The organism is Ferdinandcohnia sp. GQ5, assembly GCF_059759275.1.
Map to the genome: position 1 here is coordinate 258,259 of NZ_JCAXEW010000001.1, position 13,132 is coordinate 271,390.

Annotated in this window: 10 protein-coding genes; 2 read left to right on the plus strand and 8 right to left on the minus strand. The window is 37.5% G+C overall.

Going from position 1 to position 13,132, the window contains the following annotated elements; translation table 11 throughout:
* Positions 1–5 precede the first annotated feature (5 nt).
* Positions 6–887 (minus strand): aminoglycoside 6-adenylyltransferase, encoded by an 882-nt coding sequence (locus AC6CHV_RS01210; RefSeq protein ID WP_498077929.1) that lies wholly within the window; start codon positions 885–887, stop codon positions 6–8.
* Between the two features lie 265 nt (positions 888–1,152).
* Here AC6CHV_RS01210 and AC6CHV_RS01215 point away from each other — a divergent pair, with 265 nt between their 5' ends.
* Positions 1,153–2,982: a M6 family metalloprotease domain-containing protein gene (locus AC6CHV_RS01215; protein ID WP_498077930.1), complete on the plus strand. Its 1,830-nt coding sequence runs from the start codon at positions 1,153–1,155 to the stop codon at positions 2,980–2,982.
* A gap of 60 nt (positions 2,983–3,042) precedes the next feature.
* Here the strand turns inward: AC6CHV_RS01215 and AC6CHV_RS01220 are convergent, their stop codons facing one another.
* Positions 3,043–5,214, minus strand: coding sequence for a DNA topoisomerase III (locus AC6CHV_RS01220; protein ID WP_498077931.1), 2,172 nt, complete (start codon positions 5,212–5,214; stop codon positions 3,043–3,045).
* 199 nt (positions 5,215–5,413) lie between these two features.
* The gene (locus AC6CHV_RS01225) at positions 5,414–6,529 is read right to left on the minus strand and encodes a histidine kinase N-terminal domain-containing protein (protein WP_341331645.1); all 1,116 of its coding nucleotides are present in this window, start codon (positions 6,527–6,529) and stop codon (positions 5,414–5,416) included.
* Between the two features lie 179 nt (positions 6,530–6,708).
* Here AC6CHV_RS01225 and AC6CHV_RS01230 point away from each other — a divergent pair, with 179 nt between their 5' ends.
* The gene (locus AC6CHV_RS01230; protein WP_498077932.1) at positions 6,709–7,158 is read left to right on the plus strand and encodes a cupredoxin domain-containing protein; all 450 of its coding nucleotides are present in this window, start codon (positions 6,709–6,711) and stop codon (positions 7,156–7,158) included.
* A 206-nt stretch (positions 7,159–7,364) separates the two neighbouring features.
* Here AC6CHV_RS01230 and AC6CHV_RS01235 read toward each other — a convergent pair whose 3' ends face one another.
* The 5 genes from AC6CHV_RS01235 to AC6CHV_RS01255 form a co-directional block, all read right to left on the minus strand.
* Complete coding sequence (locus AC6CHV_RS01235) at positions 7,365–7,763, minus strand: hypothetical protein (RefSeq protein WP_498077933.1); 399 nt, start codon at positions 7,761–7,763, stop codon at positions 7,365–7,367.
* A gap of 604 nt (positions 7,764–8,367) precedes the next feature.
* The gene (locus AC6CHV_RS01240; RefSeq protein ID WP_498077934.1) at positions 8,368–10,284 is read right to left on the minus strand and encodes a cobaltochelatase CobT-related protein; all 1,917 of its coding nucleotides are present in this window, start codon (positions 10,282–10,284) and stop codon (positions 8,368–8,370) included.
* Positions 10,285–10,294: 10 nt separating this feature from the next.
* Positions 10,295–11,179 carry an AAA family ATPase gene (locus AC6CHV_RS01245; RefSeq protein WP_498077935.1) on the minus strand — a complete coding sequence of 295 codons (885 nt, stop codon included), beginning with the start codon at positions 11,177–11,179 and terminating at the stop codon, positions 10,295–10,297.
* 458 nt (positions 11,180–11,637) lie between these two features.
* The gene (locus tag AC6CHV_RS01250; RefSeq protein WP_373604844.1) at positions 11,638–11,745 is read right to left on the minus strand and encodes a putative holin-like toxin; all 108 of its coding nucleotides are present in this window, start codon (positions 11,743–11,745) and stop codon (positions 11,638–11,640) included.
* Between the two features lie 84 nt (positions 11,746–11,829).
* Positions 11,830–13,068: a DHH family phosphoesterase gene (locus tag AC6CHV_RS01255; protein ID WP_498077936.1), complete on the minus strand. Its 1,239-nt coding sequence runs from the start codon at positions 13,066–13,068 to the stop codon at positions 11,830–11,832.
* Between the last annotated feature and the right edge of the window lie 64 nt (positions 13,069–13,132).

Consider the following 13,132-nt stretch of genomic DNA (forward strand, 5'->3'; position numbering starts at 1 on the left):
CGGTTTTAATAAATTTCTTTGGCGTCTGACGGTAAATGTCTCACATGCTTCAAATACTCGCTCATACCCTGGTCATCCTCAATGGGATATGTAAACGAGAGCTGTTCTGCCACTTCAATTGCTAGTGTTCTAAATAAATGACAAGTGATAAATATAGAATCCCAAAAGTGCTCATAGTTATGATCTGAATATGTTTTTTCGTACTGCTGCCAATAGGGTACTGGAAGATATCTTTTGAAATACTTCCCCATTTTTCCAACCGAAACCTGAAAATCAGTGTTACACCCAATCCACCATTCGACCATTTCATCCAAGCGATGCCTAATCACTATTTCAAACATCTGCTTAGCAAATGGTAACTCGTCACGCCAAATTCCTTTCGCAACATTTTGCAAACACCACCAAAAATCATTGCAACTGCTAAAAAACATAGCTTCGGTGGGTTGATTGACCTGATGATCAATATCTGTTGGAGCAGGAATGGTTGGTAAGATATTGTCTTTATCCACTAAAGGAACGGTTAGTTTATCACTACCATAACCTTCAAGCATTCTTTCTATTGTTTCAATGTGAAGATCAATTCGATTTCCGTCTTTGAAAAGCATCAAATAACCGTAAGAGTGAGCAAAATCTAAATTAGCTCCGCATAATTTGTCATTTTTATCAGGCTCCTGTAACATGAGTAATTCTCCAAAATTATTCATCCAGTGATCATCCTCTATAAAAGAATGAGTATTAGTAACTACATATACAATGTCGTAATCTTGAAAAATATCTTTTGGAACATTTGGATTCGTTCTTGAACCGTTCATGTAGGCAGCCCGAATACGTTCGTCTTCCTTTGCGATATTCAGGATAAGTTCCATCATCTCTTGTTCGTTTCTCATAAAAAAACTCCTTGCAATATACTTTCAGTAATACATATTTCTATTCTTGCAATAAAATCACCTGCATTTCCCCAACAAAAATTAGATACATAGTTAAATATTATTACTCAAAAAGAACCATGTCTTTCTAACTATAACCTAGGACTATTTCTCGATTTTATAAATAATGAGAACTAGGTCACATGGATAGTTAGGACGAACGAATCTTATTTATTTCCGAATATTCTGTTATATTTTCTCTATCATACATAAAGGAGTGATGTTTTTGTTAAAAGTATTATCAAAAGCAGGTATTACTCTTGCTTTAGCTGGGAGTGTTGTGCTTACAGGTTTTCAACTTGATGAGTCCTCTTCGGTTGAAACTAGCAAGTATGACTTAAGTCTTGCGAAATATGTTGCTGCGACTCCAGAACTAGCAGACAAGGCGAAAGAGTTAGGATTTGATGTGTCAAAAGTGGACCCAGCTGAAAAAATCGCGAATAACGGCAAGAAGTTTCAACAACCTGGTGATAATCATGTAGCTTACAAAGAAGCCACAGGGGATATTCCAGTTTTGGTAATTCTCGCAAAGTATAAAGATGGAGATGAACCGATTGGTGATCTTGATGGCCAGGTTCCTGCCAAATATTATGAGGATCTTATTTTTGGAACCGAATACAATCCGTATGAACTTGATGTTTTTAAAGAATACGACGGTCCCAACGTACCTAAGGATCGTACCATGCAAAACGCCTATCAAGAATCAAGTTATGGAAAAACGCACTTAATGAGACATGAAAATACTGAGTTTGCTTGGGTGGAACTACCTAAAGGAGCATCTTATTACCTCGATCAAGAAGGAACATATGCTGAAAATGGAAGGTATGTTCTTGGTAACGTAAATGGCGATGCACATACGGGTGAGTTTGTTCGTGACCTTTTGAAGGCAGCTGATGATCAAATTGATTTCTCTAAATACGCTGAAAATGGAGAAGTTCCGAACATTTTTATCGTTCACGAAGGAACTGGAGCGGAATGGAGTCGTGATCCTGCTCAATTCTGGTCCCATAAATGGAATCTATTAAGTGCTCTTTATTATGGTAAATACTATGAAACGGGTATACCAGCTGATGTCTATGAAGGCATGAGCCAAGATGAATGGATTGCGAAGACGGAAGATGAAGCAATGACCTATGATGGCGTAATTGTTAACAATTACAATATCCAACCAGCGATTGGTGGAAATGTAGCCGGATTTAACGCGGCAACTGGCGAATATGATGAAGCATCTGTGACAGGACCATACCCTGCACAGGTTGGTGTATACGCACATGAATTTGGTCACGCGTTGGGATTACCAGATTTCTATGATACAGCATATAACTCTGAAGGTGTTGGTAACTACTCAATGATGGCGGGTGGATCTTGGATGCGTTACCCTGATGCACTCCAATACAACGGTAACTCTCCTACTCATTTTGACCCATTCTCTAAAATTTTCTTAGGTTGGGTGAATCCAATCGAAGTGAAACCAGATGATGGAGTTCAGAAAATTACCTTACCTTCCATTGATCAAGCGGATGACGACAATGGAATCGTAAAAATGGCGGTTCCAGGTTCTAACGGAACAGAATATTTCATATTTGAAAATGTTCAACAAAGTGGCTTTAACCAAGGGTTAATCCGCCAAGGTGGAGATGCACATGGGTTAGTAGCATGGCATGTGGATGAAAATATCATCAATTTATACCAAACTGCTGGTTTCCGTCCAAATAACGTCGCGAATTGGATGAATAAAAGATTCCAACACAACCAGTCTCAGACTGCAAGCGATGGTACAGTTGTAACACATTATGGACTCTCAGTGTTACAAGCAGATGGAAAATATGATCTTGAAAAATATGTAAACCGCGGAGATGCTGGTGACTTCTTTAAGTCGGGCGATAAAATCACCCCTGTTTCTGGCAATGTTCACACTGGTTCATACTACTTCTGGAAAGGCTATGGATCAACACCTGCCGATTCCGGAATCCATGTGACGGATATTGTTGAAAACGAAGATGGTTCGATTACAGCAAAATTCTATTACAGCACAAATGAAGGTAAGAAAAAATAAACATAGGGAAACCTGAGTCTACTTTAGACTCAGGTTTCTAATTGGTGGAACCAAACAAACCTATTTATCAAGCTTTAGCTTTGCTAAGGCATCTGCTAATGCGGTATTTATTGGTTCTTCTTTTTGTTGTTTTTTCATATAATTGGAGACTTCTCGTTTAGATAGTTTACCGGATTGGTTCTTTTTACGTCGCTCGTTGAATGTCGAGAGTTTTTCCCGGTGTCCGCATTTACAAACAAATAATTGTCCTTCCCCTTCTCCACGTAACTCCAATTTTTTGTGGCAGTTCGGGCATCTTGCATTTGTTAATTTTGCAATATTTTTACGATGACCACATTCACGGTCCTGACAAACGAGCATTCTTCCCTTTTTACCATTAACCTCAAGCATTAATTTCCCACAATCAGGACATTTTGTGCCTGTGATATTGTCGTGCTTAAACCTTGAATCACTCATTTTTATGTCTTTGACGACTTCCTTTGTGTACTGCTTGATATCTGATATAAACGTATTCTTTTTTAATCTGCCTTTTGCGATTTGTTCAAGCTTCTGTTCCCACTCCGCTGAGAGTACAGGAGATTTTAAATCATCAGGTACTAGCTCTAAGAGTTGTTTTCCCTTATTGGTGATGTGGATATCTTGCCCTCTTTTTTCGATTAAAAATGTATTAAAAAGTTTATCAATGATATCCGCGCGTGTCGCTACCGTACCTAATCCGCCTGTTTTACCAATGGTTTCAATTAACTCCTTGCTTTCTCCAGCCATATATTTTGCTGGATTCTCCATTGCGGAAAGTAAGGTTCCTTCATTGAATGGCTTTGGTGGCTGCGTTTCTTTTTCGATTTCCTTAACAGATAGAACCTTTAGGCTCATTCCTGGATGTATGGTTGCCGGTATTTGACCTGCATCATCATTCTCATCAATCGAAGTAATTACTTCTTTCCAACCTAGTGAAGCAACAGTAATCCCTTTTGCCACGAACAGTTCTTTGCCTATGCGTGCCTGAACGGTTTTTTGTTCATAGGTATACGGTGGAAGAAAAACGGCTAAGAAGCGTTTTACGATTAAATCATATAATTTTTCTTCCTTTGCGGATAGAGCCTGTATGCTTGGGCGTTCCTCCGTTGGAATTATTGCATGGTGGTCGGTTACCTTGCTGTTATCAACAAACGACTTGTTTGTTTTAATTCCGCTTTTTAGTATCTTGGCACCGAGTTTCGCGTATGGTTGTACCATACAAGCCTCAATTCGATCTTTCAGAGTATCTATAATATCTGTTGATAAAAATTTTGAATCGGTTCTTGGGTACGTAACAAGTTTGTGTTGTTCGTAAAGCTTTTGAAGAACATTTAAAGTCTCCTTAGCTGAAAATCCGAAACGTTTATTTGCATCACGTTGAAGCTCTGTTAAATCATAGAGCTGTGGTGCATAGCTTTTCTTTTGTGCAGTTTGCACGTCTGTAATTTTAGCTTCTTGTCCCTGAAGGGAATGTAGAATGGAAGTTGAAACTTCTTTTTTAAAAATACGTTGTTCCTTTGTTTTTTCATGTTGCCACTTCAAGGTTAAGCTGTCCGTTAATGCATTTATTTCAAAGTATGGTATTGGTTTAAAGTTGCGAATTTCTTCTCCACGCTTTGCAATAATGGCTAACGTTGGAGTTTGCACTCGTCCACAAGAGAGCTGTGCATTGAACTTTGTTGTCAATGCTCTTGTTGCATTGATTCCGACTAACCAGTCAGCTTCGGCACGGGCAACGGCTGAGGAATAAAGATTCTCATATTCCTTCCCGCTCTTTAAGTTTGCGAAACCTTGCTTAATTGCTTTATCAGTCACTGATGAAATCCATAAACGTTTGATGGGCTTACGTGTATTTGATTTTTCAATAATCCATCTAGCAACAAGTTCACCTTCACGACCGGCATCTGTTGCGATAATAATCTCATTGACATCTTTACGATGCATTTGTGTTTTTACGGCACTATATTGTTTACCTGTTTGCTTAATTACAACGAGGCTTAGAGGATTCGGTATAATCGGTAGATCCTCTAATTTCCATGATTTATATTGGTCTCCGTATTTTTCAGGGTCTGCTAATGTAACAAGATGGCCCAGTGCCCATGTCACAATATATTGATCTCCTTCGAAAAAGCCATTCCCTTTCTTATGGCAATTAAGGACACGTGCAATGTCTCTTCCTACAGAAGGTTTTTCTGCAAGAACAAGTGATTTCATATAAATTCCTCCAATTCACTCTTCCTATTATACACGATTCCTATTTTTGGACATAATGAAAAGTGCAAGGAGCCTTCTTATCGATGACAAGCATAAGACAAGCGCTGACAGAAGGTGCATTTTGCCTTCAGAAGGCTTATGATCTCGAGCCGATGGCGCCTGGAACAAGACATGAAAAAACTCGGTTCTTTTCCCGAGTTTAGCTAGCATTACTATATGGTAAGACGATTTTAAATTCCGTTAAATTTGAATCTGATGAACATGATATGGATCCACCGTGTTTTTCAATGATTTTTTTACAAACAAAAAGTCCAATCCCTGTACCAAATTCCTTTGTTGTATAAAAGGGTTCAAATATCGTATCCAAGGATTCCTTAGGTATGGCTGGGCCATTGTTAGAAATAGACACAATAATTTGATTATCAAGGTTATAGCCTTTTATGATAATATTGCGATCGGTTTCTCTTTGTTTTAATGCGTCAATGGAGTTCATTAGAATATTCAACAATACTTGTCTAATTTCATCCTCATTAACAGTAATATAAATGTTTGATCCAATATTTGTATGTACCTTTACATCACCATCTAAAATACTAGCATAAATAAACTCCGTAATTTCAGTAAATAAATCGAGTAATGAAACCTCATTTTCACTTTTCTCAATTAATTCCTTCTTAGATACGTGAAGAAATTGCGAAATTTTGTAATTCAACTGATTTAGTTCATGACTGATGATATCTAAATATTTTATGTTAGGGTTATCATTTCCAATTAATTTAACAAAACCGATAACTGCCGTAAGCGGATTACGGAATTCATGAACAAATGTAGATGCCATTTGTCCCAAAATGGTTAGCCGCTCTTGATGGCTTTGGTCTATGTATTGAATTTTTTCCTGGAGCTGATTCTCTTTTATTTCCGTGTATTTGGAAACAGCATAATAGGAGAACAGATCAAAAATCCGATTCACTTCTTCAAATATAGGGTCTAATTGATCATGATCTAGTTTAGAACGGTATATGTATTTTAAAATTTCTGTTCTACCTAAATTTACATTATAAATGAATTCCCCGATATTAATATTCGCTTCTACTCGTTCTTTGGCTAGTTTATATGCAAACGATTTTAGTGCTTCTTCATCAATTGGGTTAATCATTGAGTTTTTTATCAGTTCAAACATTGTTAACCCATTTAAAACTAATTTTTCTTTATGAATGTCAGTTTCAGACATTACGGCTTTATCTTTCCAAGATGTTAAAAAAAGCGATAGATTGCTTTCAAGATAATAAATCAGTTCTCCTACTACAGGATTCATTCCGTTCAAGTCCTTTCCTTCACTTCAATCAGTTCTTAAGTTCGTAGTTATATATTCTATAATATTCTACATATTTCGCAAAACTCCTTTTTAGAATTTTAAAAAAACTTAAATAGTAGACAAGTTTTCGAGTGGGTCAAGCATACATTATAGGGAGACAAACATTAGGAGGGTTGATTATGAAATTTGTTGTGATTAAAAGAAGTTGGATTGTTGCCGCTTTTGTTGCTGCAGTGGTAATGATAGGAGGTTGGGTTTGGCTGCAGCCTGAGATTATTCCAACGATAGCCCCACAAACAACTGCCAAAGATGATGTTGTAATACATATTACAACTGGAGAATTAAAATCAAAAACAGATGAAGGCAAAGAAATTGAATCCTATTTCTGGAATCCTGGTACGGTCTATATTCCTCAAGGTAAGGAAGTTACCTTTAATATTTATGGGGTAAATGGCAAAGAGCACTCATTCTATATCGAAGGTACAGACATCAAAGGTACAGTGAAAAAAGGAGAAGAAATCACGATTAATGCAAACTTTGAGAAAGAAGGCATGTATCGTATCATTTGCTTGAATCACTCCGATATTAATAATAACGGTCCGATGATTGGTTATATTGTCGTAGATTAATAGAAAAGTGCAAGGCGCCCCAATTCCGCTAAGAGCATCCCTGTGCCAACGCTGGAATCCTAGCCTTCCCGGCATGGGCGACAAGCACTAGACAAACGTTGACAGAATGCACTTTTCGCCTTCAGAATCGAATGGCTTGTGACCTTGGGCCGATGGCGCCTAAAGCTAGACAAGTAGTAAAAACAGGAGAGAAACCTCTCCTGTTTTTATTGTTTGCGTACAGTGATTGCATTTGTAGTTTTTGTAACAATACAATCCTCAATGTCTGCTTGTCCAAGAAGACCTAGTGTAATTGCAGCATCAATTTTCTTACGGTCAGGTTGTTTTATAATTTGGATGCAATCGACAAGATTAAGTTCTTCTAATTTCTTAACCAGTTTTTCATCATGATAGCTTTCAGAGGTACGTATTTGTCGTTGAATCTTGTAATCTCCAACGATTGACTCCCCTTTTTCTTGCTTTCCTACCGTCTCATCAAAATACACATTAATAACCTTCTTCATTTCTTTTAATTCCTTCTCAATTACCTTAGCCTGTTCACTTAATGTAAAATACTTTGATATGAGTTCTTCTGGAATTTGTGTAAATCGCTTTGAATCCTGCACATCCTTCACCCCTCATTACTTGATAATTCATCATATGATTGGGGATGGGATAACATTCTAGTACAGAAAAAATCCAGCTAAAGTAGCTGGATCTTTTTTTATCGATTTCTATGACATAGTGGCTATCAGCCATAAAGTCTTGTTATTGGCCGTAAAATTATTTTATCGGCTATAAATCTAAATTATTGGCCATAAAACTTTTTTATTAGCCGTATTTTTGAAAAAAGGCTGTTTTCCTAAGCTTTGTTGTTTTTATATTGTTGACTTTCGCTTCAGGTGGACGCTTTCCGCGGGCGTGGCTTGAGCCTTCTCAACGAAATGTGGAGGCGGCTTGCACAGAAACGAGAAAATTTGGCCACTCCGACAAAGAGGCGTAATTTGCCTCTGAAGGAGAGTTGAAATTTCTCGAGTTTCTAGCCGCTGAAACTGAACAAGTCGCTGCCGCTCCTGCGGGGTCTCAAGTCTCACCTTTTCCCGCTGGACTTGAATTTGCTTCTTTGAAATAACCCACGCACGAAGAAAATGTGAATATATTTTCGAGGAGTCGCCACCTTATGCTCCGATCAACTTGGTATCAATTATTGAAAAAGACAAAATAATCTTGTTAAATACTTTTGTATAATAGCTTTTTCAGTAATGGGAACAGGACATCTGGTAATTGCTCGATGTTTGGTACTAAAATACTGTACTTACCGTATATGTTTTGGATCGTTGTTTGTTGACCTTCATCAATTTCTCCATTTGATAAGAAGACGTTGATGACTTCGATTCCATGTTTTCGTGCTTTTAATACGGCTTCGTGTGTATCAATAATACCATTTTGCTCATAATCAAATGCTGCGGGCTCTCCGTCAGAAAAGACAAGTAAGAATTTTTGTTTCTCGGTACGTTGTAATAATTTCTTCGTTTGCAAACGAATCGAAAAACCGTCACGATTGTCTTCTTCTGGCTCAAGCTGCATGATTTCCGCTCCGTAGCTACGCTTTAGGCTCGAATCGAAATCAATCACTGTTTGCAGATAGTTCGGTTGTTTTGTACTATCGGCATCATTGGTGTCCTCCCAAAAACCTGTCACATCATGAGGAACTTGGACAGATTTTAACGCTTCGTGAAAGAGTGCAATCCCTAGCTTTGTTTGGTCCATTTTATCGTACATCGATGCTGAACAATCCACTAACAATGAGAATACCGCATCAATTTGATGGGATGGCTGTTCTTTTTTATAAAATAATCTAGGATTGTCGTCTGTAAAGATACGAATTAGCTTCTTATTTAGTCTTCCAAAATGCAAATCCCCTCTAGGGAGATTCTTTTTATGTTCCAATGTTTTAAGGATCATCTGCTTAAGCTTTTTCTGATAAGGCGCAATGACCGATTTGTTTTTTTCATATTGGATCACTTCTTCGTCCGTTGGTTTTCGTGTGTTCTTGAAGACAGGGTATGCAAAGCGATTTTCCTTTCCAAATTCAGTTTCTGAGGAACCTTCTTTTTCAGAATGTACCAATTCCATTGCTTCCATCTTGGAATAGTCTTTATTTTTACTTTGTTTAGACGAGCCTTGGGCAATCCCTAACGCTTGGTCACCCTCTTCTCCTTCTCTTGCCCCTTCACCCATCAGATTCGTTCGTGAACCTTGTTCTAAATCAAATTGTAAAAAGCTTTTTGTTGGTGTACTTGTTTCACGATGCCAGGTTTCGAACTTCTCCTCATGGATATCTTCATCCCCTTTTTTGACATCATCAAGCACATCATTATTTTTTAACTTATCTTTCCGTTTCAAATCATCAATTGTTAAGCCATCTTCAAGTACTTCATAATCAAGTTCTGGTAAATGAAAATACGTATTTAACATATCTTCATCAAGCACATCCTCAAGTACTTCAATGATTTCCATGCAAATTTTGATGATATCCTTTGTATTTTTTGCATCAAAGACTTTCTCAATTTGCCCTCGTAAAAACGGAATCACGAGATCTATTTTTTGTTGAATCGTCGGAATTTCTTCAAGAGGTGACTCAGCCGTTAATAGTACAAAAATGCTGGTAAACAAAGCGTCAGTCGGTACACTTTTAACAATATTGACATGGAGCTGATCCTCATAATACTTGCGATAAATACGTCGTCTTTCGGTAAAGGATTTTCGTGTTCCTGGCCGTTCTTTTTTACATAGTTCTTCCAAACGACTATCTTCAAACAGCATAAACAATTGCTTCGCGAAACTTGGAAGATCGCTTTTTCTACAGAATGATAAATAACGATCAATTTCTTTAAAATCCGTATATTTCATGCTACCAATAGTCCGTAAAAAGACATCACTTAATAGTCCATATCGTTTGTCGCTAGTTGCGCGATTATCCCAAAAATGACTAATGATAATCTTCTGCTGGATCGGGTCAAGATAAGATTTATAGCCTAACTCTATTTCGAGTTCAGGATTTTTTGAGATTGTTTTGGCAAGGTCCGATAATTCCATGAATAGAAAGGAGTCGACCTTTTTATCATTAAATTGAATAAATCTCATTGTAAAAACCTCACTCGAACAGAGTTTCTGCTATATTTTTAACGGCTGCTTTCTCACGTTCATCTTCTAATTTTTCAATGATACCACGTTCAATCGCGCGTAATGGTGGCATATACATGGCTAAATCACAAGTATCAATCAATGCCCGAATGGATGCTGCTTCTTCAGAAAGCATACCACCTCGAACCTGTGTAATTAAATCAGCAGACAAGGATACAAATTTATTGATTACATTTTCATCCTTCAATGCTGTTTGAGTTTGAAGAACTTCTTTAAGGGTTTCTCCTTGAATATATGGTACCTCAATTACGACAAAGCGGTTTTTCAATGCCTCATTTAAAGGTACGGTTCCCACATAGCCCTCGTTAATTGCGGCAATGACCCCGAAGCCATTCTCTGCACGTACTACTTCAGCAGTAAACGGATTAGTGATCATTTTACGATAATCAAGGACACCGTTTAATATTGGCAATGTTTCTGGTTTTGCCATATTGATTTCATCGATATAGAGTAAATAGCCTTTCTTCATTGCATTGATTACAGGTCCAGAAACAAATTCAATTTTCACTTTTCCATCATGCTCTTGAATGGTTTTGTAGCCAAGTAAGGCTTCTGCATCTAGGTCGACTGAGCAGTTTATACTGTACATAGGCTGTTGGAATAACTGAGAAATGGTTTCAGCAAGCTTTGTTTTTCCTGAACCAGTTGGGCCTTTTAGAAGCACATTTTTACCGATGCTTAGTGCAATAATCGCATCTCGAATAATATTGATATCTGAAGGTGTGTAACCACCTTTTCCGATTAATAGTTCATCATCAGAACCTTTATTCTTTCTATTTGAAATCTCAGTTTGTAATTCTATCGGTAACTTCAATTCTTCTAGCTGAATCGTCATGAAGTATCAAATCCTCTCATACATATGTTTATAATGTGAGTTCAAAAAGGAGGATGAAAAGGACCACGTCGACAAGGACGCCACTTCCTGTGCATAGAAATTGCAAGGCGGTGCGAACTCCAGAGTACCAGAACGTATATAGATAATACGTGAGGAACTAAAAAACAAGCCAACTCAGAAATTCGTCGTGTCATTTTTCACCGGACTTTTTGAACAACCTTTTATATCCCCACGTATTTTACCGAAGTTTGTACGTGAGAGCAATGAATACACCTTGAAATTCAAGTATTTGTGACATTTTTTATTAAGATATGGTATTATAATATTAAATACTCGTAAAATACAAATAGACCGCAGATGTTGCGAGCATCTACGGCCTAGCAATAGAATGGTCCCACTAAGAGGATCAGCCTAAGATAAAATAGACCTCACCCGATTTTTAGCGGAAAAAGGGAGGTCTATTTTTTATTGTTGTCAAAAGATAAAATCGCAACAACAAGCGACGCGAACGAAAGCATTAACACAAGGCTCTCATATATCGTCATATAGGCATCACCCCCTTTCATTTGGGAGCTTAGCCGACCACCCTTATTGGACAAACTATTGCTTATTCATTATAACACATTTTACCATACGAACACACGTTTCATTTAAAATTGGTTCTTTAGACTTACAAGAGCGCCATCGAGGTTTGCTTTAATCGCATCCTCTTTCTTATTAAGATGATCACCAATATAGGCAATTAGCTCATTATCGAAGGCTAAGCCACTTGCAAATTGACGTTTTATAAAGCGCTCGGCTTCTTCAAACGTTGAAAACTTTGCATCGAGTGTTTTTTTATCGTGGTGAATCACCCAGCGAGCGTCCTTTTTAAATATAAAGGACTTTTCCCCTTTTCGATTTACAAACAGAGTGCCATTATCATTCACTTTGAGATTGAGTTGGTTTTCAGGTGCATCATGGCGAATTGCATATAATGGGAATGTATTTTTGACGAAAAGCTCAAATGCTGTATCGCCAAGTGAGCATCCTGATGCTTTTGGATGCCCTCCGCCGCCGAATCGCTTCGCAAATTCAGAAACATCGACCTCATCATATATGGTACGAAGTCCAATTTTTTTAGTGCCAACATTTAGTATAGCAATTAAATCAAGATGAGGATTTAGCTTTCCAAGTGCATTTCCAAGTTCAGAAATGTATTGTTCTGCATGAACAACTCCCACACAATAATCTTCAATGAAGGTTTGCACCATTTGTCTATTTTTTGAGTTAATATATCTTTCAATTTTCTTATCTTCGGTATCTAAAAGAAATTCTTCCGCTTCTGTTAACTGGAAAGTATCTCGATTGTTCTGAAGTCGTTCTAGCATCTTCGTTTCAAACTCTTCAATTCCAATAATAAAAAATAAATCATTTAAGCGTTTCGCTTCTATGCGATTTTCAGTTTCCCATTCCCATGTATCATATAATCTTACAAGTTCAATAAACTCCTCTAAGCCATTATGTTTTTGGATGAGGTTCTTTTCAAGAAGAAATTCATAGTAGAGCGAAGTTGCACAAGTTTTCTTACCTGTCTCATATTCAGCCTGTACAAATCCCCAGTCATATTTATTAAAATGCATGGCTGTCTTATGATGGTCAACCATTTGTATGTAGTGACCCGCCTTATGACGTTTTTCCAATGCTTTTTCGTTTTTATCGTTCACTGCAAGATCGGTTATGTATACTTTTGCTTGACGGTGTTCTGGGTTTTCAATATATTTTTCCACACGCTCGTTTAAGTTTCGGTAAGAGCAATAGGAGACATCAACCTCTTCACCAAATGCCAGTTTGGCAACAAGTCCACATCCTACTCCGTCTAAATCACTATCTGAAAATAACTTTATCAAGTCGGATTCCCCCTTTTACTCCTAGTTTCGATTAGATTTGCTATTTTCATACACATGTACTACT

Excerpts from the sequence above, each read along its gene's own strand:
- AC6CHV_RS01210 (WP_498077929.1), bottom strand. The coding sequence starts at position 887 with ATGAGAAACGAACAAGAGATGATGGAACTTATCCTGAATATCGCAAAG.
- AC6CHV_RS01220 (WP_498077931.1), bottom strand. The coding sequence starts at position 5,214 with ATGAAATCACTTGTTCTTGCAGAAAAACCTTCTGTAGGAAGAGACATT.
- AC6CHV_RS01225 (WP_341331645.1), bottom strand. The coding sequence starts at position 6,529 with ATGAATCCTGTAGTAGGAGAACTGATTTATTATCTTGAAAGCAATCTA.
- AC6CHV_RS01230 (WP_498077932.1), top strand. The coding sequence starts at position 6,709 with ATGAAATTTGTTGTGATTAAAAGAAGTTGGATTGTTGCCGCTTTTGTT.
- AC6CHV_RS01240 (WP_498077934.1), bottom strand. The coding sequence starts at position 10,284 with ATGAGATTTATTCAATTTAATGATAAAAAGGTCGACTCCTTTCTATTC.
- AC6CHV_RS01245 (WP_498077935.1), bottom strand. The coding sequence starts at position 11,179 with ATGACGATTCAGCTAGAAGAATTGAAGTTACCGATAGAATTACAAACT.
- AC6CHV_RS01250 (WP_373604844.1), bottom strand. The coding sequence starts at position 11,745 with ATGAAAGGGGGTGATGCCTATATGACGATATATGAGAGCCTTGTGTTA.